This is a genomic window from Saccharopolyspora sp. CA-218241, assembly GCF_050954615.1.
GTDB classification, from domain to species: domain Bacteria; phylum Actinomycetota; class Actinomycetes; order Mycobacteriales; family Pseudonocardiaceae; genus Saccharopolyspora; species Saccharopolyspora cebuensis.
The window spans coordinates 4180829-4206794 of the sequence record NZ_CP191860.1; the positions used below are offsets into that span (position 1 = coordinate 4180829).

22 protein-coding genes and 1 pseudogene are annotated in these 25966 nt (G+C 72.5%); 7 read left to right on the forward strand and 16 right to left on the reverse strand.

From position 1 onward, the window contains the following. From ACQP0T_RS19885 to ACQP0T_RS19905, 5 genes are all read right to left on the reverse strand, one after another. Complete coding sequence (locus ACQP0T_RS19885) at positions 1-495, reverse strand: DUF4262 domain-containing protein (protein WP_345362345.1); 495 nt, start codon at positions 493-495, stop codon at positions 1-3. A gap of 160 nt (positions 496-655) precedes the next feature. Beyond that, a complete protein-coding gene (locus ACQP0T_RS19890) occupies positions 656-1408 on the reverse strand; it encodes a YebC/PmpR family DNA-binding transcriptional regulator (protein ID WP_433869440.1) in 753 nt (250 codons plus the stop codon). A 41-nt stretch (positions 1409-1449) separates the two neighbouring features. Then, positions 1450-2079, reverse strand: coding sequence for a pyridoxal 5'-phosphate synthase glutaminase subunit PdxT (pdxT, locus tag ACQP0T_RS19895; protein ID WP_433873787.1), 630 nt, complete (start codon positions 2077-2079; stop codon positions 1450-1452). 25 nt (positions 2080-2104) lie between these two features. Continuing rightward, the gene (locus ACQP0T_RS19900; protein WP_345362351.1) at positions 2105-2413 is read right to left on the reverse strand and encodes an AzlD domain-containing protein; all 309 of its coding nucleotides are present in this window, start codon (positions 2411-2413) and stop codon (positions 2105-2107) included. Continuing rightward, positions 2410-3102 carry an AzlC family ABC transporter permease gene (locus ACQP0T_RS19905; RefSeq protein ID WP_433869441.1) on the reverse strand — a complete coding sequence of 231 codons (693 nt, stop codon included), beginning with the start codon at positions 3100-3102 and terminating at the stop codon, positions 2410-2412. The genes ACQP0T_RS19900 and ACQP0T_RS19905 overlap by 4 nt, the downstream gene beginning before the upstream one ends. A 67-nt stretch (positions 3103-3169) precedes the next feature. Here ACQP0T_RS19905 and ACQP0T_RS19910 point away from each other — a divergent pair, with 67 nt between their 5' ends. Then, positions 3170-3742 carry a helix-turn-helix domain-containing protein gene (locus ACQP0T_RS19910; RefSeq protein WP_433869442.1) on the forward strand — a complete coding sequence of 191 codons (573 nt, stop codon included), beginning with the start codon at positions 3170-3172 and terminating at the stop codon, positions 3740-3742. A gap of 94 nt (positions 3743-3836) precedes the next feature. Here ACQP0T_RS19910 and pdxS read toward each other — a convergent pair whose 3' ends face one another. Continuing rightward, positions 3837-4733: a pyridoxal 5'-phosphate synthase lyase subunit PdxS gene (gene pdxS, locus ACQP0T_RS19915; protein ID WP_433869443.1), complete on the reverse strand. Its 897-nt coding sequence runs from the start codon at positions 4731-4733 to the stop codon at positions 3837-3839. Between the two features lie 117 nt (positions 4734-4850). Then, positions 4851-5462: a phosphatidylinositol phosphate synthase gene (gene pgsA / locus ACQP0T_RS19920; protein WP_433869444.1), complete on the reverse strand. Its 612-nt coding sequence runs from the start codon at positions 5460-5462 to the stop codon at positions 4851-4853. Positions 5463-5640: 178 nt separating this feature from the next. On the opposite strand from pgsA, the gene ACQP0T_RS19925 reads away from it, so the two are divergent. Then, positions 5641-6168: a YceI family protein gene (locus ACQP0T_RS19925; RefSeq protein ID WP_433869445.1), complete on the forward strand. Its 528-nt coding sequence runs from the start codon at positions 5641-5643 to the stop codon at positions 6166-6168. 49 nt (positions 6169-6217) lie between these two features. Here ACQP0T_RS19925 and ACQP0T_RS19930 read toward each other — a convergent pair. The 3 genes and pseudogenes from ACQP0T_RS19930 to ACQP0T_RS19940 all read right to left on the reverse strand — a co-directional run bounded on the left by ACQP0T_RS19930 (position 6218) and on the right by ACQP0T_RS19940 (position 11040). Further along, positions 6218-6696, reverse strand: a pseudogene (locus tag ACQP0T_RS19930) (HIT family protein). An 80-nt stretch (positions 6697-6776) separates the two neighbouring features. Then, complete coding sequence (gene thrS, locus ACQP0T_RS19935; RefSeq protein ID WP_345362369.1) at positions 6777-8795, reverse strand: threonine--tRNA ligase; 2019 nt, start codon at positions 8793-8795, stop codon at positions 6777-6779. A 145-nt stretch (positions 8796-8940) separates the two neighbouring features. Beyond that, positions 8941-11040, reverse strand: coding sequence for a putative bifunctional diguanylate cyclase/phosphodiesterase (locus ACQP0T_RS19940; RefSeq protein WP_433869446.1), 2100 nt, complete (start codon positions 11038-11040; stop codon positions 8941-8943). A 434-nt stretch (positions 11041-11474) separates the two neighbouring features. Between ACQP0T_RS19940 and ACQP0T_RS19945 the strand changes: the two genes are divergently transcribed. Beyond that, complete coding sequence (locus ACQP0T_RS19945; protein WP_433869447.1) at positions 11475-12827, forward strand: FAD-dependent oxidoreductase; 1353 nt, start codon at positions 11475-11477, stop codon at positions 12825-12827. 186 nt (positions 12828-13013) lie between these two features. After that, positions 13014-14474: an aldehyde dehydrogenase (NADP(+)) gene (locus tag ACQP0T_RS19950; RefSeq protein WP_433869448.1), complete on the forward strand. Its 1461-nt coding sequence runs from the start codon at positions 13014-13016 to the stop codon at positions 14472-14474. Positions 14475-14496: 22 nt separating this feature from the next. On the opposite strand, the gene ACQP0T_RS19955 is transcribed toward ACQP0T_RS19950, so the two are convergent. Next, positions 14497-15333, reverse strand: a complete 837-nt coding sequence (locus ACQP0T_RS19955) for a putative RNA methyltransferase (protein ID WP_433869449.1) — start codon at positions 15331-15333, stop codon at positions 14497-14499. 130 nt (positions 15334-15463) lie between these two features. On the opposite strand from ACQP0T_RS19955, the gene ACQP0T_RS19960 reads away from it, so the two are divergent. Further along, positions 15464-16873, forward strand: a complete 1410-nt coding sequence (locus ACQP0T_RS19960) for a lipase maturation factor family protein (RefSeq protein WP_433869450.1) — start codon at positions 15464-15466, stop codon at positions 16871-16873. Positions 16874-16988: 115 nt separating this feature from the next. Here the strand turns inward: ACQP0T_RS19960 and ACQP0T_RS19965 are convergent, their stop codons facing one another. From ACQP0T_RS19965 to ACQP0T_RS19980, 4 genes are all read right to left on the reverse strand, one after another. Next, complete coding sequence (locus tag ACQP0T_RS19965; protein ID WP_433869451.1) at positions 16989-18218, reverse strand: class I SAM-dependent methyltransferase; 1230 nt, start codon at positions 18216-18218, stop codon at positions 16989-16991. Further along, entirely contained in the window at positions 18218-19612 is a 1395-nt protein-coding gene (locus ACQP0T_RS19970) for an FAD-binding oxidoreductase (protein WP_433869452.1), read from the reverse strand. Before ACQP0T_RS19970 ends, ACQP0T_RS19965 begins: the two co-directional genes overlap by 1 nt. 150 nt (positions 19613-19762) lie before the next feature. Then, positions 19763-20698, reverse strand: coding sequence for an adenylate/guanylate cyclase domain-containing protein (locus tag ACQP0T_RS19975; RefSeq protein WP_345362393.1), 936 nt, complete (start codon positions 20696-20698; stop codon positions 19763-19765). Positions 20699-20720: 22 nt separating this feature from the next. Beyond that, complete coding sequence (locus ACQP0T_RS19980; RefSeq protein ID WP_345362396.1) at positions 20721-21173, reverse strand: universal stress protein; 453 nt, start codon at positions 21171-21173, stop codon at positions 20721-20723. A 294-nt stretch (positions 21174-21467) separates the two neighbouring features. Between ACQP0T_RS19980 and ACQP0T_RS19985 the strand changes: the two genes are divergently transcribed. Together ACQP0T_RS19985 and coaA are read left to right on the forward strand one after the other, a co-directional pair. Then, entirely contained in the window at positions 21468-22871 is a 1404-nt protein-coding gene (locus tag ACQP0T_RS19985; protein ID WP_433873789.1) for an amino acid permease, read from the forward strand. A gap of 172 nt (positions 22872-23043) precedes the next feature. Continuing rightward, positions 23044-23970, forward strand: a complete 927-nt coding sequence (coaA, locus tag ACQP0T_RS19990; protein ID WP_433869453.1) for a type I pantothenate kinase — start codon at positions 23044-23046, stop codon at positions 23968-23970. Positions 23971-24277: 307 nt separating this feature from the next. On the opposite strand, the gene ACQP0T_RS19995 is transcribed toward coaA, so the two are convergent. Beyond that, complete coding sequence (locus ACQP0T_RS19995; RefSeq protein WP_433869454.1) at positions 24278-25903, reverse strand: PucR family transcriptional regulator; 1626 nt, start codon at positions 25901-25903, stop codon at positions 24278-24280. Positions 25904-25966 lie beyond the last annotated feature (63 nt).

Consider the following 25966-nt stretch of genomic DNA (forward strand, 5'->3'; position numbering starts at 1 on the left):
TCAGGGTCCGTCGACGCCGGGCCGCCAGCTCTCCGGGGCCCCGCTGGCGGTCAGCACCGGCTGGTACTCGCGGAAGCCGCCGGGCGCGTCGTCGTCCCAGGGGAAGCGGCCCTCCTCCGGGCTGGCGACGATGAGCTGCACCGCGGGGAAGTCGTCACCGCCGTAGACCACGAACGCGCTGCCCAGGTACTCCGGGTAGTGCCGGTGGTCGATGCGCTCGAAGGTGACCGGGCAGCCCCGCAGGAAGCCCTCGTAGAGCTGCCCGGGGGCGAACCGCTCCCCGGCCGACACCCGCCGCACGTACTGGCCGATGACCGACTGCGCGACCTCCGGCGGCAGCCCGATCACGACCACCTCCGGCTTGCCGAACCGGCGCCAGGCACCCACCGAGAACGCGAACGGGGCACCGCCCTCGTCCCCGGCGACCTGCACCACCGCCGCGCCCTCGCGCTCGGCGGTGTCGACCAACCACTTCCGCAGCTCCTCGTCCACCACGGCGCCATTCTGCCTGCCGCGCACCGCGGGACGGCCCGGACGGCCGGGCCGGGTGCGGTGGCCCACACCCGTCGACCGGGGCGCTCCGGCGATCAGGCGTCGACCTGGGCCATGACCTCGTCGGACACGTGGAATCTGACACAGGGCGGAACGCCGACTTCTACGCGTCGACCTGGGCCATGACCTCATCGGACACGTCGAAGTTGGCGTAGACGTTCTGCACGTCGTCGCAGTCCTCCAGCGCGTCGATCAGCTTGAACACCTTGCGGGCGGCGTCGGCGTCCAGCGGCACGTTCACCGAGGCCAGGAAGCTCAGCTCGGCCGAGTCGTACTCGATGCCCGCCGCCTGCAACGCCTTGCGGACGTCGACCAGGTCGGACGGGTCGGCCAGCACCTCGTAGCTCTCGCCGAGGTCGTTGACCTCCTCCGCGCCGGCCTCCAACACCGCACCGAGCACGTCGTCCTCGCCGAGGCCGTTCTTCGGCAGCAGCACGACGCCGCGGCGGGTGAACAGGTAGGACACCGAGCCCGCGTCGGCCATCGAGCCGCCGTTGCGGGTCATCGCGGTGCGCACGTCGCCCGCGGCGCGGTTGCGGTTGTCGGTCAGGCACTCCACCAGCACGGCGACCCCGCTGGGGCCGTATCCCTCGTACATGATGGTCTGCCAGTCGGCGCCGCCCGCCTCCTCGCCGCCGCCGCGCTTGCGCGCGCGCTCGATGTTGTCCGTCGGCACCGAGTTCTTCCGGGCCTTCTGGATGGCGTCGTAGAGGGTCGGATTGCCCTCCGGATCACCACCGCCGGTCCGCGCGGCAACCTCGACGTTCTTGATCAGCTTCGCGAACAGCTTGCCGCGCTTGGCGTCGACGGCGGCCTTCTTGTGCTTGGTGGTGGCCCACTTCGAGTGGCCGCTCATCTGTCCTCCGTCGTTGTTCGCCCGCACGCCGACGGCGAGCGTCACCGCGCGCGGACGGTCTGCACGAAATGGCGGTGCACGCGTTCGTCCCCGCCGACCAGCTCCGGGTGGAAGGCGGTGGCGAGCACGCGTGCCTGCCGAACCGCGACGATCCTACCGGCGGGCGCCGCCGGGGCCGACGCGTCGGGCACCTCGGGGTGTCCGGCGGTGGCCAGCACCTCGACCGCGGGCCCCGCCGACTCGACCCACGGGGCCCGGATGAACACCCCGCGCACCCGGCCCACCTCGCGCACGTCCAGATCGGTCTCGAAGGAATCGACCTGCCTGCCGAAGGCGTTGCGCCGCACCACCACGTCCAGCGCGCCCAGCGGGCGCACCGCCCGGTCGTCCTGGACCTCGCGGGCCAACAGCACCATCCCGGCGCAGGAGCCGTAGGCGGGCAGCCCGGCGGCCAGCCGGGCGCGCAGCGGCTCGGTCAGTTCGAAGGCGTCGAGCAGCCGGGACATGGTGGTGGACTCCCCGCCGGGCAGCACGATGCCGTGCACCTCGGCCAGCTCCTCGGGCCGGCGGACCGGGCGGGCCAGCGCCCCGGCGCGCTCCAGCGCGGTGAGGTGCTCGGCCACCCCGCCTTGCAGGGCCAGCACCCCGATCACCGGCCGGGCGTTCCTCACCTGCACGTCTCCTCCTCGATCTCGATCAGCTCAGGCCGACCACCCGCAGCAGCGCGGTGGTCGCCGCCGCGGCGACCACGACCAGCACGAACGGCGCCTTGCGCCAGGCCAGCACGCCGCCGACGGCCACCCCGGCGAACCGGGCCCAGCCGGCCAGGTCGCCGCCCTCGAACGCGGTGCTGGTGGCCACGAACCCGCCGAGCAGCACCATCGCGGCGATCGACATGAGCTGCTCCCAGCGCGGCGAGAACTCCACCCGGCCGCGCAGCAGCGGCCCGGCCAGCCGCATCGCGTAGGTCCCCGCGGCCAGCGCGAGTACGATCCCCACCGTCATCGGGCGGCCACCCCCTTCGGCAGCGGCAGCGCGGCGGCGAGCCCGACCAGCCCGGCCACCACCGGCAGCCCCTCGGGCAGCAGCGGCGTGGTCGCCACCGCGACCAGGGCGCCCAGGGCGACCGCCCGCAGCGTCCGGTGCTCCCGCAGGGCGGGCGTGATCAGGGCCAGCAGCGCGGCGGGCAGCGCCGCGTCCAGCCCGAGCACCGCCGGGTCGCCGATCCGGGCGCCCAGCAGGCCGCCGACGAACACCGACGGCGCCCACGCCAGGTACAGGGCGATGCCGACCAGCCAGTACGCGCGCTTGCGCTCCGGCTCGGTGGGCTGGGCCAGCGCGAAGGCCACCGATTCGTCGACCATGAGGTGACTGCCGAGCAGCCTGCTCGGCCATCCCCGGTCGAGCAGCCCGCCGACCGCCAGGCCGAACGGGAAGTGCCGGGCGTTGAGCATCAGCCCGCCGAGCACCGCGGTCACCGGCGCGGCGCCCGCGGTCACCAGGCCGACCACCATGAACTCCGACCCGCCGGCGAAGACCACCGCGCCCATCAGCGTGATCAGCCAGAGCGGGACGCCCTTGCCGACCGCGATCGCCCCCAGGGAGGCGCCCACGATCGCCATGGCCGCGGCCATCGACAGGGCGTCGCGGACCAGCCGATCGTGCCACCACCGCGTTCGTTGAACCGTACTCACGTTCGCTAGCATGAACATGCGTCCCGCGTTCGTCAAACCGAACAGAAAGGTCGGTACATCGAACATGATGCGCGAGAACGACACCAGCCGGGCGGCCCCACCGCTGGAGACCATCGCCGCCTCGCTGCGCCGGGAGCGGGACCGCGCCGGCCTGTCCCTGACGGAGCTGGCCAAGCGCGCGGGCATCGCCAAGTCGACGCTCTCCCAGCTCGAGGCCGGGACGGGCAACCCGAGCGTGGAGACCCTGTGGGCGCTCGGCGTCGCCCTCGGCATCCCGTTCAGCAGGCTCGTCGAACCGCCGTCCCCGCAGGTCCGGGTGATCCGCTCCGGCGAGGCCCCGATGGTGCGCTCCGAGCAGTCGCCCTACGCCGCGGCCCTGCTCAGCTCCTGCCCGCCGGGCGCCCGGCGCGACCTGTACCTGCTCGAACTCGAACCCGGCGGCGTGCGCCACGGCGACCCGCACATCCCCGGTTCCGTCGAGCACGTGCTGGTCACCGCCGGGCACCTGCGCGTCGGCCCGCGCGAGCAGCCGGTGGAGCTGACCCCGGGCGACTACGCCGCCTTCTCCGGCAGCGCCCCGCACCTCTACGAAGCCCTGGCCCCCGGCACGACGGCGGTCCTGCTCATGGAGCACGTCTGAGGACCGCTTTCGCCAATGGCCTGCGTGGCGGTGCGGGTGGCGGAACCTCAGCGGCCTTCTCGCTGCGCCGATCGCCTCCTGATGTACCCACTCCTCACCAACCGCGGGTCGCGTAGTGATCGTCGACCGCCTCGCCGCTGATGCCGACCATCGCCTCGCCCAGCCCCCGGGAGACCTGCGCGAGCACGTCGGCGTCGTCCCAGAACGTCGTCGCCTTGACGATGGCCGCCGCACGCGCGGCCGGGTCGCCGGACTTGAAGATGCCGGAGCCGACGAAGACGCCCTCGGCCCCCAGCGCGCGCATCATCGCCGCGTCGGCGGGGGTGGCGATCCCGCCCGCCGTGAACAGCACGACCGGCAGCCGACCGGCTTCGGCGACCTCCCGGACCAGCTCCAGCGGCGCCCGCAGCTCCTTGGCCGCGGCGGGCAGCTCGTCGGCGTCGAGCGCGGCCAGCCGGCGGACGTCCCGCCGGATCCGGCGCATGTGCCGGGTGGCCTGCACGACGTCGCCGGTGCCCGCCTCGCCCTTGGAGCGGATCATCGCGGCGCCCTCGGCGATCCGGCGCAGCGCCTCGCCGAGGTCGGTGGCGCCGCAGACGAACGGCACCGTGAAGTCGTGCTTGGCGATGTGGTGCTCCTCGTCGGCGGGCGTGAGCACCTCGGACTCGTCGACGTAGTCGACGCCGAGCGCCTGCAGCACCCGGGCCTCGACGAAGTGCCCGATCCGCGCCTTGGCCATCACCGGGATCGACACCGCCTCGACGATCCCGGAGATCAGCTCGGGGTCCGACATCCGGGCCACCCCGCCCTGCGCGCGGATGTCGGCGGGCACCCGCTCCAGCGCCATCACGGCGACCGCCCCGGCCTGCTCGGCGATCACCGCCTGCTCGGGCGTCACCACGTCCATGATCACGCCGCCCTTGAGCATCTCGGCCATGCCGCGCTTGACCCCGTCGGTACCGGTGCGCTCGGCACCCGTCTGTGCGCTCACCTGTGAACTCCTTCCACCGCGATCCTGCGGGGACGAGGTTAGGCGCGAACTGGACCACGGACACGGGCCACTAGAGGCCCATTTCAGTAGTCCACTTTCCGGCGGAGCGGGTCGAGCTCAGCCCTGGGCGCCGCGGTGCTCGGTGCGCACCGCGACCATCCGCTGCGCGACGGTGAGCAGCGAGAGCACCACCAGCAGCCACACCGCGACGTCCAGCACGAACGGCACGCCGAGGCCGTGCAGACCGGTGCCGACCAGCACGACGATGAAGCGCTCGGCGCGCTCGGCCAGGCCGCCGTCGGCGCGCAGCCCGTTGGCCTCGGCGCGCGCCTTGACGTAGGAGATGACCTGCGCGCACACCAGGCAGATCAGCAACCCGGCGCCGAGCGCCCGGTCGCCCTCCACCGCCAGCGCCCACCAGGCCAGCGCGCCGAACAGCGCCCCGTCCACCAGCCGGTCGCAGGTCGCGTCCAGCACGCCGCCGAAGGCGGTCGCGCGCTCGCCCGCCCGGGCCATCGCCCCGTCCAGCAGGTCGAACAGCAGGAAGAGGGTGACCACGACGGTGCCGGCGAACAGCTCACCGCGCGGGAAGAACCACAGCGCGGCCGCGATCGCGGCGAGGGTGCCGACGAGGGTCACGGCGTTCGGCGACAGACCGAGCCGCACCAGACCCGCGCCGACCGGATCGAGGAGCCGGGCCAGTGTCGCCCGCGCCGAGAAGTTGAGCATCGCCCTGGAACGACCGCCTAGCGCCGAGGTGCCTACACCCGAAGATTAGCCGCCCCTGCGCGGGATGACCTGCGGGCACCGGTGGCCCACCGGTCCGGTGAGGTCGGACACAAACCGGAATCGGCGGCGCCGCAACGGGGTTCGTCCCCACGACACCCCCGACGAACGAGGAGGCAGCATGACCACGACCGAGCAGGTCCCGGGTTACACCGTCGGCACCTGGGACATCGACCCGGTCCACTCGGCGATCGAGTTCTCCGTGCGGCACATGGGCGTGGGCAAGTCCCGCGGCCGGTTCCAGAGCTTCCGGGGCGAGATCGTGACCGCCGAGAACCCGCTCGAGTCCTCGGTCACCGCCACCATCGACACGAACTCGGTCGACACCGGCAACGCCGACCGCGACGCGCACCTCGCCAACCCGGACTTCCTGGACAGCGAGAACCACCCCACGGCCACCTTCCGCTCCACCGCGATCCGCGCGGACGGCGACGACTACGTGATCGAGGGCGAGTTCACCCTCCACGGCGTCACCAGGACCATCGCGCTGGAGACCGAGCTCGGCGGCATCACCGAGGAGGGCGTGCTCGGGCTGTCGGCCGAGACCACCCTCAACCGCACCGACTTCGGCGTCGGCCCCGACGGCGGCGCCATGGTCGGCGAGAAGGTCAAGCTGACCATCGAGGTCGAGGCTCAGCTCCGGAGCTGAGCCCGCCCGCGCGGGCGCCCTCGTCCGGCTGGACGAGGGCGCCCGCACCTCAGTCGAGTTCGCGCCAGCCCTCCGCCAGCAGTTCCCAGGTCTCCCCGAGGAGCTGCGGCAGCACCTTCGTGTGGCCGATGACCGGCATGAAGTTGGCGTCCCCGCCCCACCTCGGCACCACGTGCTGGTGCAGGTGGGCGGCGATGCCCGCGCCCGCCACCGGCCCCTGGTTCAGCCCGATGTTGAACCCGTGCGGACCGGACACCGCCCGGACCACCCGCATCGCGCGCTGGGTGAACGCCGCGACGGCGGCCGTCTCCTCGGTGGTGAGGTCGGTGTAGTCGGCCACGTGCCGGTACGGCAGCACCATCAGGTGCCCGGGTTGTACGGGTACAGGTTGAGGATCGCGAAGACCAGCTCCCCGCGCGCCACGATCAGCGTGTCCCGATCCGGCGCCGCCGACTCCAGCAGCACGCAGAACGGGCAGCCCTCGCTGTCCTGCCCCACCGGCTTGTTCTCGCCCTGGACGTAGGCCATCCGGTGCGGCGTCCACAGCCGCTGCAGGGCGTCGGGCACGCCGTAGCCCCGCTGCTCGGTCACGTCCACGCCCTCGGGGTTCACGCGGGCTCCACCACCGGGAAGTTCTCGGCGGTCGGCGAGGCGTTCTCCCGGCGCCGCACCCAGCCGGTCAGCGCGGCGACCGCGTCGTCCACCGGGACGCCGTTGATCTGGCTGCCGTCGCGGAACCGGAACGACACCGCGCCGGACTCCACGTCCTGACCTCCCGCGAGGAGCTGGAACGGCACCTTCTGCGTGGTGTGCGTGCGGATCTTCTTCTGCATCCGCTCGTCCCCGGCGTCGACCTCGACCCGGAGGCCCTCGGCGCGCAGCCGGTCGGCCACCTCGCGCAGGTGCTCCACGTGCTCGTCGGCGATCGGGATGCCGACCACCTGCACCGGCGCCAGCCAGGCCGGGAAGGCGCCCGCGTAGTGCTCGGTGAGCACCCCGAAGAACCGCTCGATCGACCCGAACAGCGCCCGGTGGATCTTGATCGGCCGCTGCTTGCTGCCGTCGGGGGCGGTGTACTCCAGGCCGAACAGCTCCGGCAGGTGGTAGTCGACCTGGATGGTCGACATCTGCCAGCTCCGGCCCAGCGCGTCGCGGGCCTGCACCGAGATCTTCGGGCCGTAGAAGGCGGCCCCGCCCGGGTCCGGCACCAGCTCCAGCCCGGAGGACGCGGCGGCCTCGCGCAGCGCCTCGGTGGCCAGGTCCCAGCTCGCGTCGTCACCGACGTACTTCTGCTCGTTGCGGGTGGACAGCTCCAGGTAGAAGTCCTCCAGCCCGTAGTCGCGCAGCAGGTCGAGCACGAAGCCCAGCAGCGACTTCAGCTCCTCCTGGAGCTGGTCGGGGGTGCAGTAGATGTGCGCGTCGTCCTGCGTCATGCCGCGCACCCGGGTCAACCCGTGCACCACGCCGGACTTCTCGTACCGGTACACCGAGCCGAACTCGAACAGCCGCAGCGGCAGCTCGCGGTAGGACCGGCCCCGCGAGCGGTAGATCAGGTTGTGGAACGGGCAGTTCATCGGCTTGAGGTAGTAGTCCTGGCCGGGCTTGCGCACCTCGCCGTCCGCGTCGAGCTCCTCGTCGAGGTGCATCGCCGGGAACATCCCGTCCTTGTACCAGTCGAGGTGACCGGAGGTCTTGAACAGCGCGTCCTTGGTGATGTGCGGCGAGTAGACGAACTCGTAGCCCGCCTGCTCGTGGCGCTTGCGCGAGTAGTCCTCCAGCTCGCGCCGGATGATGCCGCCCTTGGGGTGGAACACCGGCAGCCCGGAACCGACCTCGTCCGGGAAGGAGAACAGGTCCAGCTCGGCGCCGATCCGCCGGTGGTCGCGGCGCTCGGCCTCGGCCAGCCACTCCAGGTGCTCGTCGAGCCGTTCCTTGGACTCCCACGCGGTGCCGTAGATCCGCTGGAGCTGCTGGTTGCTCTGGTCGCCGCGCCAGTAGGCGGCGGCCACCCGCATCAGCTTGACGGCCGGGAGGTAGCGGGTGTGCGGCACGTGCGGTCCCCGGCACAGATCGCCCCAGACGACCTCGCCGTGCCGGTCCACGTTGTCGTAGACGGTGAGCTCGCCGCCGCCGACCTCCATCACCTCATCGGTGTCCACATCGGACTTGAGGTCGACCAGCTCCAGCTTGTAGGGCTCGTCGGCCAGCTCCGCGCGGGCCTCCTCCACCGAGTCCAGCCTGCGGCGGGAGAACTTCTGCCCGGACTTGATGATCTGCTTCATGCGCTTCTCCAGCGCGCGCAGGTCGTCCGGGGTGAACGGGCGGTCCACGTCGAAGTCGTAGTAGAAGCCGTCCTTGACCGGCGGGCCGATGCCCAGCTTGGCGTCGTCGAAGGTGTCCTGCACCGCCTGGGCGAGCACGTGCGCGGCGGAGTGCCGGATCACGCCGCGGCCGTCCTCGGAGTCGGCGGGCACCGCCTCCACCTCGACGTCGGACTCCGGCGCCCAGGAGAGGTCGCGCAGCTCACCCGCGGCGTCGCGGACCACCACGATCGCCTCCGGGCCCTTGTTCGGCAGGCCCGCCCCGGCGACCGCTTCGCCCGCGGTGGTGCCCGCCGGAACCTTCACCCGGAGAGCTTGCTGGGCTGGCGAAGGCTGAACGGACACGGTCACTCCTCGGATGGAGCCGGTCACCGACCGGCAGCGGATACCCTTCGACCCGATGCTATCGGCCGGGGTCCGGAGGCCGCGTCGCAGCTCCCGACCAGGGCGGTCAGGTGCGCTGCGCCACCACCAGCTCCTCCAGTTCCAGGGCCGACACCAGACCTCCCGCGCACTCGCCGGAGACGCTCGACACACCGACCGCCTGCAACCGCTCGGCCTGCTGGTCGGTGCGCACGTCGGTGGCGACGACCGGGATCTTCACCAAGGCCGCCGCGCCGACCGCGGCCTTGACCAGGAAGTCGTGGATCGGGTCCGGACCCGCCGGGTCGGCGAAGCTGGCCAGGTGCGGCCCGTTGATCTGCAACGCCTGCAACGGCAGGCCCTTCAACAACGGTACCCGCGTGTAATCGTCGCCGTAGTCGTAGAGCACCAGGCCGATGCCCATGTCGGCGAAGATCTCCAGGGTGTCCACCGGGTCGCCCTGGTGGTCGAACAGCGCCACCTCCGGCATCCCGAGCGCGAGCTGCTGCGGCGCCAACCCGGTCTTGCGCAGCACCCGCTGCACCTCGGCGACCAGTTCGGGATCGCGGCAGTGCCGCAGCGACAGGTCCATCCCGGCGATCGGGGCGTCGGCACCGAGCCGCTGCGTCCAGCGCGCCGCGTGCTCGCACACCCGTTCCAGCATCCAGCTCCCGAGGCGGGTGATCAGGCCGGTCTCCTCGGCGACCCCGAGGAACTGCTCGGCGGAGAGCTCGCCGAACTCCTCGTGGTCCCACTGCACCGTGGCGGTCGCCCCGGTCAGCTTGCCGTCGGACAGCCGCCGGACGGGCCGGTACTGCACGAACAGCTCGTTCTGGTCCAGCGCGGCGGGCAGCGTCGCGGAGAGCTTGAACCGGTCCCGGGCCGCGGCGGTGTGCTCGGAGTCGAACAGCACCCACTGCGCCCGGCCGTCGCGCTTGGCGCGGTACAGCGTGATGTCGGCGTCGCGCAGCAGCACCTCGGCCTCGGCGCCGACCACCTCGCGCTCGACCACGCCCACGCTCGCCGACGGGCTCAGCTCGTGGGTGCCGATCCGCACCGGCTGCTGGACCTCCCGCAGCATCCGCTCGACGAACTGGATCAGCGGGGTCGCGCCGTGCGAGTCGGGCAGCAGCACGACGAACTCGTCGCCGCCCAGCCGCGTCGCCTCCGCGCCCTCCAGCTCGGCCATGGCCCGCAACCGCTGCGCGACCTGGCGCAGCAGCGCGTCGCCGATCTCCTGGCCGAGGCTGTCGTTGATCGCCTTGAAGCCGTCCAGGTCGACGTAGCACAACCCGACCCGCCTGCCCCGGTACGTCGGCTCCAGCGCCTGGTCGATGCTGCCGCGCAGGAACGTCCGGTTGCCCAACCCGGTCAGCGTGTCCACGGTGGACTGCCGCCGGAAGTGCTCCTGCAGCAGGTGCCGGTCGGTGATGTCCTCGTACTGCACCACCTGGTACTGCGGGGCGCCGTCGCGGTCCCGGACCAGCGAGGCCGTCACGGCGGTCCAGACCTGCGTCTCGTCGGCGCGGGTGAACCGCAGCTCCACGTGGAAGGTCTCCTGATCACCCGCGACCAGCCCGGCCTCGACGTCGTCGAGGTCGGCCACCCAGTCCTGGTCGCACAGGTCGAAGATGGTCCCCGCCAGCAGCTCCTCCTCGGAGCGCTGGAAGATCTGCGCCATGGCCGGGTTGACCTCGTCGATACCGCCGTCCAGCCGCACCACGGCCAGCCCGAGCACCGACGTCTCGAAGACGGCCCGCGACTTCGCCTCGCTGGCCCGCACCTTGTCCTCGGCCGCGTCCCGCGCGTGCAGCACCGCGACCTTGATGACTTCCTGCTCGTCCAGGGTCTGCTCCCGCAAGCGTCCGGAGAATCCGGCGGCGATGTCGGCGAGCACCGCGTGCAGCCGGTGCGCGTCCAGGCCCGGGAACAACCGGGGCAGCTCGGCGCCGAACAACCGCAGCGTGCTGGACAGCGCCGCCGGGTTGGTGAAGTGGATCTGGACCAGTTCGGCGCCGAGTTCCAGCGCCGCCGGGCCCGCGGCGGTGCCGGTGAGCTCCGCGCGCAGGCGTTCGAAGCAGCCGCCGAGCCGGTCGTCGAGCTCGGCGCTGCTGGCCGGGACGTAGCTGGTGTGGACGATGCCGCGCTTCCAACGCCGCACGAAGTCCGCCACCGCCGTCCCCGTCACGGCGTACGGCCCCTCGCGCGGCGCGGTAGCGCGCGCCCGCCCGGAGCCCGGCCCAGCGGAGAACTTCGTGCCGACACCTGCACCCTCCTGCGGCTGGTCCACGTCCGCCTGACATCTCCTTGATCCTCGATGGGGTGCTGGGCGTTACCCGTTCGCGGGGTCCAGCGATGATCGGGAGGCATCCTACTGAGGTCGTCGCGGTTTGGCCACGGAGCGCAGTCGGCTCGGCACGTCGGGCCCCGCCGATCTCCGCTGAGAGCATTGTCACCGGTCCGGATACCGGGATACCGGGTAAGGGGTACCTAAGCTGGGTGCTGACTTCCGCGCACGTCCGCCGACGTGCCAGCGGCCCGGGACCGCCGGCGAGCCGGGACCTGACGATGACGCGGGTCGACCGGTCGCGGGTCCACCGCAGTACACCAGGAGGAGAGCGCATGACCCGCCCGTTGCGAGTGGCGATCGTCGGAGCCGGTCCGGCCGGCGTCTACGCCGCCGACATCCTGACCAAGTCGGATGTCGCGGTCGACATCGACCTGCTCGACCGGATGCCGGCCCCCTACGGGCTGATCCGCTACGGCGTGGCACCCGACCACCCGCGCATCAAGGGGATCGTGAGCGCCCTGCACCGCGTGATGCAGAAGCCGGAGATCCGCTTCCTGGGCCACATCGAGTACGGCGTCGACATCAAGCTCGACGACCTGCACCGGCACTACGACGCGGTCCTGTTCGCCACCGGGGCGGACAAGGACCGGGTGCTGGAGATCCCGGGCGCCGACCTGCCGCACAGCTACGGGGCCGCCGAGTTCGTCTACTGGTACGACGGCTACCCGGAGGCGCCGCGCGACTGGACCCTGGACGGGGAGCAGGTCGCGGTGATCGGCGCGGGCAACGTGGCGCTGGACGTCGCCCGGGTGCTGGCCAAGCAGGCCGACGACCTGCTCAGCACCGAGATCCCGGACAACGTCTACCGCGGGCTCAAGGACTCCCGGGTCACCGACGTCCACCTGTTCGCCCGGCGCGGCCCGGCGCAGGCCAAGTTCACCCCGCTGGAGCTGCGCGAGCTCGACCACCAGCCCGGCGTGGAGATCATCGTGCACCCGGAGGGCTTCGAGCTCGACGAGGCCAGCGAGGAGTCCATCCGGACCAACAACCAGGTCAAGAGCATCGTCAAGACGCTGCAGGACTGGGCGCTGCGGGACCCGAAGCACGACACCCCCCGCAGGCTGCACCTGCACTTCCTGCGCGCCCCCGCCGAGGTGCAGGGCACCGAACGGGTCGAGGGCGTGCGCGTCGAGGTGATGGAGCTCGACGGCACCGGCGGCGTCCGGGGCACCGGCGAGTTCGAGACCTGGCCCGCGCAGCAGGTCTACCGCGCGGTGGGCTACCTGAGCTCACCGGTGGCGGGCATCCCGTTCGACCACGCCAGCGGCACCGTGCCCAACGACGCGGGCCGGGTGCTGGGCCTGGACGGCGAGCCGATGGCCGGGGTCTACACGACCGGCTGGATCAAGCGCGGCCCGGTCGGCCTGATCGGCCACACCAAGGGCGACGCGCTGGAGACGGTGAACAACCTGCTCGCCGACCGCGAGGCGCTGGCCGCCGCCGAGGAGCCCGAGCCGGACGCGGTGCTGCGGCTGCTGGAGGAGCGCCAGGTCGAGTACACGACCTGGGAGGGCTGGGGACGGCTCGACGCGCACGAGCGGGCGCTCGGCGAGTCCGAGGGCCGGGAGCGCGTCAAGGTGGTGCCGCGCGAGGACATGGTCCGCATCTCCCGCGACCCGTCCTGACCACCTCGTCGTTTTCCGAGTGAGGGGCACCTTCATCCGACTGTGCCGGATGGAGGTGCCCCTCACTCACCACCCTTCCGGGTGAGGTGGGCGTGGCTGACGTCATGTCGAACACTGTGCGACCAGTCGTCGGTGATCCGTATTACGGTGTGGGCGGCAAGCTCCCGCCGAGCCGAAGGATGCACGGTGATCCCGGAAACCACGCACGAAGAACTCGACACCGTCCTGACCCGCGCCGCCGAAGCGGCCGAACCGTTCGGCGCCCTCGCGCCCGCTGACCGCGCCCGCCTGCTCAACGCCGTGGCCGACGCCCTGGACGCGGCCGCCGCCGAGCTCGTCCCGCTGGCCATCTCCGAGTCGAACCTCTCCGAGGGGCGGCTGACCGGCGAGCTCAAGCGCACCACCTTCCAGCTCCGGATGTTCGCCGAGGTGCTCGACGAAGGCCGCTACCTGGAAGCGACCATCGACCGCGCCGATCCGGACTTCGCGCTCGGCCCGAAGCCCGACCTGCGCCGGGTGCAGCTGCCGATCGGCCCGGTGCTGGTGTTCGCCGCCAGCAACTTCCCGTTCGCCTTCTCCGTCGCCGGGGGCGACACCGCCTCGGCGCTGGCCGCCGGCTGCCCGGTGGTGCTCAAGGCCCACCCCGGCCACCCGGAGCTGTCGGTGCGCACCGGTGAGGTCATCGTCGAGGCGCTGCGCGCCGCCGGTGCCCCGGAGGGCACCTTCGCGGTGGTGCTCGGCGTCGAGACCGGCACCCGCGCGCTGACCGACGAGCGGGTCAAGGCCGCGGCCTTCACGGGTTCGGTGCCCGGCGGCCGGGCGCTGTTCGACATCGCCGCCCAGCGCCCCAAGCCGATCCCGTTCTTCGGCGAGCTGGGCAGCCTCAACCCGGTGTTCGTCACCCCGGCGGCGCTGGAGGAGCGCGGCGCCGAGCTCGCCCAGGGCTACGTGACGTCGTTCTCCGGCAACGCGGGCCAGCTCTGCACCAAGCCGGGCGTGCTGCTGCTGCCCGCCGGGCACGGCCTGGCCGAGGAGCTGGCCGCCGCCACCCGGAACGTCGGCCCGCACCGGCTGCTCAACGAACGGCTGCACGGCGGCTACTGCGACCGCCGCGCCGCGGTGACCTCGGTACCCGGCGTGCGGGTGCTCGCCGAGGGCAGCGCACCCGGCGACGCGGCCGAGGGTGCCACGCCCACCCTGCTGGAGACCAGCGCCGAGACGCTGCTCGCCCACCGCGACGAGCTGCTGGAGGAGGTCTTCGGCCCGCTGTCGGTCGTGGTGACCTACGGCTCCGAGGAGGAGCTGCTGGCGGTGGCCGCGGCGCTGGAGGGCAACCTCACCGCCACCGTGCAGCACGCCGCGGACGAGACCACCGACCTCGCCCGGCTGCTCGGCGTGCTGCGCGAGCGGGCCGGGCGGGTGCTGTGCAACGGTTGGCCGACCGGGGTGTCGCCGTCCCCGGCGATGCAGCACGGCGGCCCCTACCCGTCGACCACCGACGCCCGCTTCACCTCGGTGGGCACCGCCGCGATCGACCGGTTCCTGCGGCCGGTGACGTTCCAGAACACCCCGCAGGAACTGCTGCCGCAGCCGCTGCGCGACGACAACCCGTGGGGCGTGCCGCAGGCGGTGCACGGACCCCGCTGAGCCGGAGCCGGGTACCGCCGGGTCACCCGACCCGGCGGTACCCGGCGACCTCGACCGAGGCGGTGGCCGCGATCGGTTCCGGCAGCGCGGCGAGCCGGTCGCGCAGCTCCCCCTCGTCGAGGTGCCGGGCGCTGGGCCCCATCACGACGACGGCTTCGGCATCGGCCCGGGACAGCTCCAGCGGGAACTCCAGCCCGTGCCGCTCGACGAGCGCGAACCGGTCGGCGAGCTGCTCGGAGAGCCGCTCCCGCTTGCGGGCGTCCACGCTGATCAGGCCGAGCTCGGCGACCAGCCCGGACAGGTGCCCGGAACCGGGCGTGACCACGACCAGGTGGCCGCCGGGGCGCAGCACCCGGTGCAGCTCGGCGGCGTTGCGCGGGGCGAACACGTCGAGGGCCGTGGAGATGGCGCCCTCCCGCACCGGCAGCCGCTGCCAGGCGTCGGCGACCACCGCGCCGATCCGGCCGGGGGCCTTGGCCGCCCGGCGCGCGGCGTACTTCGAGGCGTCCAGCGCGATCCCGGACGCCGCGGGCAGCTCCGCCAGCGCGCGGGAGAGGTGGTGCCCGGTGCCCGCGCCGACGTCCAGCAGCGTCCCGCCGGTGTCGAGGGCGGCGACCAGGCGGGCCACCGCGTCGGCGATCGGCGCGTAGTGCCCCGCGTCGAGGAACGCGGTCCGCGCGGCGACCATGGCGGCGGTGTCCCCGGTCCCGGTCCGGCTGCCCGCCGACAGCAGGCTCGCGTACCCCTGCCGGGCGATGTCGAACATATGACCGCGCGGGCAGCGCAGGCCGCCGTCCGCCCTGGTGAGCTCCGCCGCGCAGTGCGGGCAGGCCAGCGCGGACATCACGTCGTCGAGCACCGCGCACCCCCACCCCGGACCGTCAGCGCCGATCCTAGTGCCGCGCCGAGGCCGCCCCGCGCAGCGGTGCGGGCGGCCGGTCCCCGGCGGGCGAGCACTGAGAACGGCCCGCGCCGGGTACGTCGACGGCATGACGTGGGACTGGCTGGCGCTCCCGGACTACTGGTACGCGCGGCTGGCGGTGACCCGCCTGCTCGCGGTGGTCTACCTGCTCGCGTTCCTCAGCGCCGCGCTCCAGTTCCGCGGTCTGCTCGGCAGCCGCGGGCTGACGCCGATCCCGCGGTTCCTGGCCCGGGTGCCGTGGCGGCGCTCGCCGAGCCTGTTCCACCTGCACTACTCCGACCGCGCGTTCGCCGGGGTCGCCTGGACCGGGGTGGTGCTCAGCGCCCTGGCCGTGCTCGGGCTGCCCGACCTGCTGCCGCTCGGCGGGTGGCTGGGCTACTGGGCGCTGCTGTGGGTGCTGTACCTGTCGATCGTCAACGTGGGCCAGATCTGGTACTCGTTCGGCTGGGAATCGCTGCTGCTCGAAGCGGGTTTCCTCGCGGTGTTCCTCGGCCCGGCGCACCTGGCGCCGCCCGCGCCGGTGGTGTGGCTGCTGTGCTGGCTGGTGTTCCGCGTCGAGTTCGGCGCCGGGCTGATCAAGCTGCGCGGCGACCCGGTGTGGCGCGACCTCACCGCGCTGCACTACCACCACGAGACCCAGCCGATGCCGGGACCGCTGAGCCGCCGGTTCCACCTGCTGCCCGGACGGCTGCACCGGGTGGCGGTGCTGGCCAACCACGCGGCGCAGCTCGTCGTGCCGTTCGGCCTGTTCGCACCGCAGCCGGTGGCCACGATCGCCGCCGGGATCATCGTCGTCACCCAGCTCTGGCTGGTGCTCAGCGGCAACTTCGCCTGGCTCAACGCGCTCACCATCACCCTGGCGCTGGCCGCGGTGGCACCGGTCGGCGGCGGGCCGGTCACCGCCGCGCCGCCGACGTGGTTCGCCGTGCTGCTGCTGGTGCTGACCGGCGGGTTCGTCGTGCTCAGCTACTGGCCGGTGCGGAACATGCTGGGGCGCGGCCAGGTGATGAACCGCAGCTTCAACAAGCTGCACCTGGGCAACACCTACGGCGCGTTCGGCAGCATCACCCGGACCCGCTACGAGCTGGTCGTCGAGGGCGCGCCCGGGGAGGACGGGCCGTGGCGGGAGTACGAGTTCAAGGGCAAGCCGGGCGATCCCCGTCGGCGACCGCCCCAGATCGCGCCGTACCACCTGCGGCTGGACTGGCAGTTCTGGTTCCTGGCGCTCTCGCCCACCTACGGCCGGGGCTGGCTGCCGCGCTTCCTGGCCGCGCTGCTGCGCGGCGACCGGCACGTCCTCCGGCTGCTGCGCGGCAACCCCTTCCCCGACGCCCCGCCGGGCGCGGTGCGGATACGGATGTACCGCTACCGCTTCGCCGACCGCGCCGAGCACCGCGCCACCGGCGCCCACTGGGTCCGCCACGAGGTCGGCGAGTTCGTCCCGCCGACCACCCTCGACGACCTCACGAGCCGCTGACCCACCGGCACCACCCGTCCGGCGGTCCCCCGGAAAACCCATGGGTGAGGGGCACCCTGCACCAAGTCACGTGGTGCAGGGTGCCCCTCACCCCAGGAAAGGAGCGCCGGGTGCGTCACCAGTTCGGGCGAAGTGGCATGGAAGAGACGTACTCGTCGAGCTTGACGCCGAGGACCTGGTGCAGCTGCACCACGTTGCGCTCGAAGCCCAGGCGGCACGCGGCCATGTAGAGCCGCCACACGCGCGCCCGGGACAGGCCCACCTCGGCGACCGCGTCGTCCCAGCGGTGTTCGAGGTTGGCCGACCAGTCGGCGAGGGTGAGCGCGTAGTGCTCCCGGAGGTTCTCCTCGTGGCGCACCTCGAAGCCGTGGTCGTTCATCGCCGACACCAGGGCGCCGACGGGTTCCAGCTCGCCGTCCGGGAACACGTAGCGCCCGATGAACTTGCCCGGCCGCGACCCGTGGCTGCCGTCGGGGCGGGTGATGCAGTGGTTGAGCAGCCGACCGCCGGGGCGCAGCTTGTCCGCCAGCGACGAGAAGTAGCCGGGGAGCTGGGCGGCGCCGATGTGCTCGGTGAGGCCGATCGAGCTGACCGCGTCGAACCCGGATTCGGCGACGTCGCGGTAGTCCAGGTGGCGGACTTCCGCGAGGTCGGCCAACCCGCGTTCGGCGATGGCCTTCTGCGCCCACTGCGCCTGCTGCCGGGACAGCGTCACGCCCAAGGCGCGGACCCCGTACTGCTCGGCGGCGTGCATGACCATGCCGCCCCAGCCGCAGCCGACGTCGAGCAGCCGCATCCCCTCGGTGAGGCCGAGCTTGCGGGCGACGAGGTCGTGCTTGGCGTGCTGGGCCTGCTCCAGGGTCGCGCCCGCCTCCGGGTACACCGCGCAGGTGTAGGCCATCGACGGCCCGAGCACCCACTCGTAGAACCGGTTCGACACGTCGTAGTGGTAGGACACCGAGCTGCTGTCCCGCGCCTTGGAGTGCCGCCAGCCGCGCGGCCGGTGCTCGACCGCGGGCACGCCGACCGGCCACCACAGCCGCATCGGGGCGAGCCGGGTCATCAGCTCCCAGCGCAGCTTCGGCGGGATGGTCTCCAGCGTGACGGCCGGGAACGCCGACAGCGCGGCGTGCATGTCGCCGTGGACCTCCAGCGCGCCGGTCACGTAGGCGCGCGCCAGCCCCAGCTCCCCTGGCGCCGCGGCCAGATGCGCGATCGCCAGCGGCGACCGGATCTCCACCGCCACCGGCGCCCCGGGCGTGCCCGCCCGGCTCCCGTCGTACGCGCGGATCTCCACCGCGACGTCCTCGCCGAGGATGCGCGGGAACAACTCCGCCCAACCCATCAGCGGTCCTCCTTCCTCACTTCTCCCCCCACGCACTTCTCGTACAGCCCGGGCAGTCGCCCGTCGGGGTCGTAGCGCTCCTTGAGCCGCTGGTGGGCCGGCCGGTTGTAGAGCTCCCAGAACTCCTCCCGCGGGTAGTAGGAGTCGGAGTACAACGACTTGTGCCCGTCGAGCTCCCGCACGACGCGTTCGATGGCGCGGTTGTGCCGGCCCGGGCGCTCACCCGGCTCCAGCCCGACGGCCGACCAGAACCCGACGTTGACGTAGAGCGTGTCGGGGTCCATCGGGTACAGCGGCCACCCGGCGCGGTCGCGCAGCCGCACCGGGCACAGCCACACCGGGCTGATCCCGATCTCGCGGTGGAAGAACTCCAGGAACTCGGGCAGCCGGTCCACGGGGATCTCGACGTCCTGGATCACCGGTTCGTTGACCCCGCGACCGCGCAGCACCGCGAGCCGGTCGGTCAGCCCGTGCCGCCGGTCGAACGCGACGATCCGGCGGTAGGCGTCGGAGCGGCGGTAGCGGCGCGGCCAGAGCCGGCGCACCAGCGGGTGCTGGGCGCCGAACGCGCGGGAGCACCAGAACCAGTCGGTGTCCCAGCGCCAGAGGAAGTCCCGGACGGTGAGGTAGTCGGCGCGCCGCCGCTGGATCGAGCGGTAGTAGACCTGCTGGCCGGTGTAGTCGCTGGTGTAGGGCGCCTCGTCGGTGAAGGTGCCGAGGGTGAGGTACTGCTCGGTGCTGGTGAACACCGTGCCGTCGAGGAAGTCGACCCGCTCGCCGTCGAACGCCCGGTCGCGGCAGATCCGGGCGAGCACGTCGGCGCACTCCTGGGCGGAGCCGAAGCGCAGGTGCCGCAGCCGCACGTACGGGTGCACCCGTTCGAGCTCGATCTCCAGCCGCAGCGCGTAGCCGAGCGTGCCGTAGGAGTTGGGGAACCCGCGGAACAGGTCGGCGTGCTCGTTGTCCGGGCGGGCGCGGACGACCTCACCGGAGCCGGTGAGCACTTCGAGCTCGCGCACCGACTCGTGCGGCAGCCCGTTGCGGAACGAGCTGGCCTCGATGCCCAGCCCGGCGACGGCCCCGCCGAGCGTGATGGTCTTGAGCTGCGGCACCACCAGCGGCACGTACCCGGCGGGCAGCAGCGCGTCCACGATGGACTCGTAGGTCGCCATGCCCTGCACCTGGGCGCGGCCGGTGCTGCGGTCGACGTCGAGGACGCGGTCGAACCGGCCGACGTCGAGCCCGGCGCCCTCCGGCGCGCGGAACCGGAACAGGTTCGAGGTGGGTTTGGCGAGCCGCACCCCGGCCCCCGCGGGCAGCCGGGAGTACTCGGCGGTCAGCGCCGCCACGTCGTCGGTGTGGCGGCTTTCGGCCACGGTTCCCGGATCGGCCATGCCCTGACTCTATGGCGGGTCGCCGACCCGGGCATCCCGCTGGAGCGCCCATCGGCCTCCGGCAATCAACGCAAAATCAATTCGCATTTCCGGTCCGCGCCGCTCTCCACCGCCGGATGCGCGCAGCGCGCACCCGCACCGCGGGTTCCGTCACACCGCCCGCCGCAGCGCCCACGCGCGCAACCCGCGGAAGCCCTGCACCTTGGTCGGGCCCACGGAGATCAGCCGGTAGTCCGGGTGGTCCCGCAGCGCCTCCGCCAGCTCCCGGTCGACCAGCACCGACGCCGGACGCGCCACCGAGGTCAACCTGCTGGCGATGTTCACCGTGGAGCCGTAGACGTCACCGAACCGGGCCAGCACCGAGCCCTGCGCCAACCCGATGCGCAGCGGGGGCAGCCGGTCGCTGCGCCCGATCCGCTCGTTGAGCGTCAGCGCGATCTCCGCCGCCTCCTCCGCCGCGTCGGTCACGAACAGGACCTCGTCGCCGACGGTCTTGACGATCCGGCCGCGGTTCTCCGCCACCACGCTGGTCGCCAGCTCCTCGAAGCCGTCGATCAGCCGGGCCAGCTCCAGCTCGGTGAAGTCCCGGATCAGCCGGGTGTAGCCGACGATGTCGGCGAAACCGATCACCTGCACCCGCTCGTCGGCCCCCGCGTCGCGCTCGGTGAGCTCCCGGCTCGCGGTGGCGGCCAGGTGCCTGCGCCAGACGTAGCCCTGCAACCGCTCCATCACCGGCATGATCGCCTCCGCGACCTGCGCGGTGGTGTCCAGATCGACGGCGAAGCGCTCCCCCAGCACCGAGCGGAAGATGCCGATCTGCCACTCCGCCAGCCGGGACATGGTCTGCGCCAGCGACCGCGCCACCGCCGTCTCCAGCTCCGGGGAGATGACCTGCGCCGACACCAGCTGCACCAGCGACCGCAGCGCCGCCACGTCGGCGTCGGTGAACACCACGGCGTCGTCCTCGACGTGCGCGAAGCCCATCGCCTGCCACAACCGCTCGGCGCGGTCGAGCCGCACGCCGGTGGCCTCGGCGACCTCGGACTTGGTGTAGCGGGCCACGCCGCCGAGCAGGACCCGCTCCACCTCGGACCCGCGGAGCTCGGCGCTATCGCGTGGTTCGTACGACGAGCACATCGCAGTCCGCTCGCCGGGACACGTCCGAAGGCACCGAACCGAGGATGCGGCCCTTCAGGCTGTTGAGCCCGCGGCTGCCGATCACCAGCAGGTCGGCGCCGTGCCGCTCGGCGGCCTCCAGCAGCACCGGGACGGGCGCGCCGACCGCCGCCGCGGTCTCGACCCGTTCGGCCCGCGCCGACCGCGCCACGTCGGCGGCCTCCCGCAAGGTGTCCTCGGCCGGGGCCGAGCCGATCACCTGGAACGCCTCGTCGCCGAGCTCGTCCTGGGCCTGCTCGATCTCCCGCCGGTCGCTCGGGTAGTAGGCGCAGACGATCAGCAGCCGGGCCGACGCGTCGCGGGCCACCTCGGCGGCCCGGCTCACCGCGCGCAGGGACGGCGGCGAGCCGTCCGTGCCGACCACGACGGTGCGGTAACTGGCCATCGAACTCCCTCTTCCGGCGGGACGCACGGCGCGTGCTCCGACGTGAACACTAACGATCGGGGCGCGCCCCGGTCACGCATCGTCCCCGCGCCGACGCCCGTTGTGCGTTCGCACAACAGTTCCGCCGCACCGTCGGACACCCCCACAACCTCGCGATCGGCCATTCGGCGTACGTTTCGCCGCGACATGGTGCGGAACACCACGGAGCGAGACGTGTCACGTCCGCGCCGGGCTTCCGCGACACGAGCACGACGAGGGAGCGCTGTGAGCACCGACCTCCAGCCCGGACGCGGCATGTTCCGCCGCAAACCGATCGAGCTGATCACCGAGGAGACCAGCGGGTTGCAGCGCTCGCTGGGGCTGTGGCAGCTCACCGCGATCGGCGTCGGCGGCATCATCGGAGCGGGCATCTTCTCGCTGGCGGGCACCGTGGCCAACGAGAAGGCCGGGCCCGCCGTGCTGCTGTCGTTCCTGATCGCCGGGATCGCCAGCGCCGCCGCGGCGTTCTCCTACGCGGAGTTCGCCGGGATGATCCCGAAGGCGGGATCGGCCTACACCTACGGCTACGCCGTGCTCGGCGAGGTCGTCGGCTGGCTGATCGGCTGGGACCTGCTGCTGGAGTACACCGCGATCGCCGCGGTGGTGGCCATCAGCATCTCCGGCTACTTCAACGAGCTGCTCGGCTTCCTCGGCCTGGACCTGCCGCTGTGGATGATGGGCGCCCCCGGCACCGAGAACGGCGCCGCGCCGGAGGGCAGTTACCAGATCAACCTGTTCGCCGCGCTGCTGTGCCTGTTCATGGCGTTCGTGCTCAACCAGGGCATGAAGAACGCCGCGCGGTTCGAGACCATGCTGGTCTACCTCAAGGTCGGCGTGGTGCTGCTGATCATCGTGGTCGGCGCCTTCCACATCAACACCGGCAACTGGGACCCGTTCCTGCCCTACGGCGTCGGCGGCGCGTTCACCGGGGCGGCGACCGTGTTCTTCGCCGTGTTCGGCTACGACGCCATGAGCACCGCGGCCGAGGAGTCCAAGGACGCCCAGAAGCACATGCCGAAGGCCATCATCTACTCGCTGGTCATCGCGATGGTGCTCTACGTGCTGGCGTGCCTGGTGCTGACCGGCATGATCCCCTACCAGGAGATCAGCTCGGAGAGCGCGTTCGCGACCGCCTTCACCGACGTGGGGCTGCCCGCGCTGGGCGCGGTGATCGCCGTCGGCGCGATCCTGGGCATCCTCACCGTGATGTTCACCTTCATGCTCGGTGTCACGCGGGTGGGCTACGCGATGAGCCGGGACGGGCTGCTGCCCCGCTGGTTCGCCAAGACCCACCCGGTGCGCAAGGTCCCGTCCCGCGTCACCTGGGTGATCGGCGCGGCGTCGGCGGTCATGGCGGGGCTGCTGCCGATCGGGGAGGCCGCCGAGCTGACCAACATCGGCATCCTGCTCGCCTTCGTCGTGGTCTGCGTCGCGGTGATCGTGCTGCGCTACCGGCGCCCGGACCTGCCGCGCGGCTTCAAGTGCCCGGGGATGCCGGTGGTGCCGATCATCGGCATCGTGTTCTCGCTCTGGCTGGTGACCTTCCTCAACCCGCAGACCTGGCTGCGCTTCGGGCTCTGGTTCCTCATCGGCCTGGCGATCTACGCCCTCTACGGCTACCGCAAGTCCGCCCTGAACCGCCCCGGCGACCAGGGCTGAACCCCCGCCCGGCGGTGCGGTGCGCCCCGGCGCCCGCGCCGCCGGGCCGAGGCGCGATCGATCAAGGGTGTCGAACGGGTCTCAGCGTGCAGTGCATCACAGCGTTCCCGCTGCCGAGCGGCTTATGGTGGCGGCGAAGTTGCTGCCGGGCCTCAACGCCGAGGGGTGCCTGATGACGCGCGTCCGCGAGCTCAGCCCGTACGTGGAACTCCACCGCGAGCAGTGGCGGGAACTGCGCAACGCCATGCCGCTGCCGCTGACCGAGGACGAGCTGGTCGCCCTCCGCGGGCTCGGGGAGCCGGTGGACCTGGCCGAGGTCGCCGATGTCTACCTGCCGCTATCCCGGCTGATCAACCTCCAGGTCGCGGCCCGCCAGCGGTTGCACGAGACCACCACGACGTTCCTCGGCGAGGAGCGCCCCAAGGTGCCGTTCGTGATCGGCATCGCGGGCAGCGTCGCGGTCGGCAAGTCCACCACCTCCCGCATCCTGCGGGCGCTGCTGGCCCGCTGGCCCGACCACCCCAGCGTCGACCTGGTCACCACCGACGGCTTCCTGCACCCGAAGGCCGAGCTGGTGCGGCGCGGCCTGATGCACCGCAAAGGCTTCCCGGAGAGCTACGACCGGCGGGCGCTGCTGCGCTTCGTCACCGAGGTGAAGTCCGGCGAGCCGGTCGTGTCCGCACCGGTGTACTCGCACGTCGCCTACGACATCGTGCCCGGGGAGCGGCAGGTGGTCCGGCAGCCGGACATCCTGCTGGTCGAGGGCCTCAACGTGCTGCAACCGGGACCGAGCCTGGCCGTCTCGGACCTGTTCGACTTCTCGATCTACGTCGACGCGCACACCGACCACATAGCCCACTGGTACGTGGACCGCTTCCTGGCGCTGCGCGGCACGGCGTTCGCCGATCCGGATTCGCACTTCCACCACTTCTCCCAGCTCTCCGACGAGGAGGCCCGGGCCGAGGCGCACCACCTGTGGAAGACGATCAACGAGCCGAACCTGGTGGACAACATCCTGCCCACCCGCCCCCGCGCCACCCTGGTCCTGCGCAAGGACGCCGACCACGCCATCAACCGGGTACGCCTGCGCAAGCTCTGACCATTTCCGGGGTGTGGATTCCCGTCTCGCCTTGCGTGGCGGTGCAGGTGGCGGAACCCCAGCGGCCACCGGTTCACCTGGGGGCCTCGCACCACGCCCACCGAACCACCGTCAGGCAAGCGGCGAAGCCGCTTCCGCTTCACCCCACCCAAGAAACCGGCACCGCCGCGGGTTCTCAGCGGTCTTCTCGCGAGGACAGCGCCGACGCCGGGTACGCGCTTGGTACATCAGGAGGCGATCCCGCAGCGAGAAGGCCGCTGAGGTTCCGCCACCGGCACCGCCACGCAAAGCGAGTCGTAAAACGACCCTAACGACCGCGGCGGGCGGCTAGTAGCTGCAACTGCGCGTTGAGCCGTTCGGTGGGGTCGGACAGGTCGATCCCGGTGATCTCGGCGGCGCGCTTGACCCGGTAGCGCAGCGTGTTCGGGTGCACGTGCAGGCGCTGGGCGGCGCCGCGGACGTCGCCGAAGTGCTCCAGGTACGCCAGCAGCGAGGGGGCGAGCCCCGCGCCGTGCTCGGCGTCGTGCCGGTGCAGGGCCGCCAGCCGGGAATCGCGGAACCGCTCGTCGCCGTGCAGCACGGTCAGCAGCTCGCTGATCACCACCCGCGCCCGGACGTCGGCGATGGTGGCGATCCCGCCGCCGAGGTCCTGCGCCATCGCCTCCAGCACCCGGTCGGCCTCGGTGCGGGAGTCGGCGACCTCGTCCAGCGTGGGCACCGCCGAGCCCACCCCCGCCTGCACCTGGGCGCGCAGGTGCTGCCGGGCCGCCCCGGCGATCTCCTGCGCCAGGCCCAGCGCGGCGGAGGCGCCGGAGCGCTCCGGGAGGTCGGGCAGCAGCACGTGCACCCGCGAGCCGGTCGTGGTGACCAGCGCGCTGCGCCGGTAGGCCGCGGCGTGCACCGAGATCAGGCTGCTCAGCTCGGCCAGCTCCAGCTCGCGCTCGGAGCGGTCCGCACCGGCGTGCTCCGGGTCCGGGCGCAGCGCGAACACCACCACGACGGCGGGCTTGGCCGGGTCGGCGCCGATGTTCGCCGCCACCGAACGGGCGTCGACGCGCCCGTCGAGCAGCCCGGCGAGCAGGTTCTCCCGGAACCGCGGTCCGGCGTGGGCCTCGGTGCGCTGCCGGACCAGGTGCAGCGCGGCGACGCGGGCCGCGCCGAGCAGCGCCCGGTCGGAGTCCTCCGACAGCGGGCGCCTGCCCTCCTGCACCCAGATGGTGCCGAGCGGCTGGCTGCCCGCGTGGATGCCGATCGCCTTGCGCCGCCGGATGCCCAGGTCCGGCCGCTCCTCGATGCGCACCACCTCCTCACCGGCGCGCAGCCGCTGGTAGACGCCCCAGTCGCGGAGCTTGGCGAGGTAGGACTCCGGGCCCTGGCGCCCGAGGATGGACAGCCTGCGCAGCTCGTCCACCTCGTCGTCGGAGCGCGAGTAGGCCAGCACCCGGTTGGCGGTGTCCTCGATGGTGACGGTGCCGTCGGTCATCGCCGCGACCGTCTGGGCCAGCGAGAACAGGTCGCCCAGCGCCTCGCCGAGGTCGGCGTCCCCGGTCAGCCGCGCGTTGTCCACGGCGGTGCGGGCGAAGGACTCCAGCTGCTCCCAGCGGACCTCCGGCCGGACCCCGAGCAGCGCGATCCCGGCGTCGATGGCGGTGTCGCGCAGCGCGCGGGCGTCCTGCTCGGCGCCGACCTTGACCGCCACCGCGACCGCCCCGTCCCGCGCCGCCGCCCGCACCAGGGGCATCGCCGCCCGCCCCCGGGCGCCGATGACCAGCGCGAAGTCCCCGGCGCGGGCCGCGACCTCCTCCTCCGGGTCGACGAGGACCACGTCGCGCACCTCGGCGTCGAACCCGCCGGGCGCGGCCAGCACGTCCACCAGCGGTTCCCCCACCGCGTTGAGCAGTTGGCGCAGCGGCACCCCGGCGATCTCGCGCACGTCCACCTCGGCTTGTCGGGCAGCACAATCGGATGGCGGCAACGATAGCCGAACGGACAAATC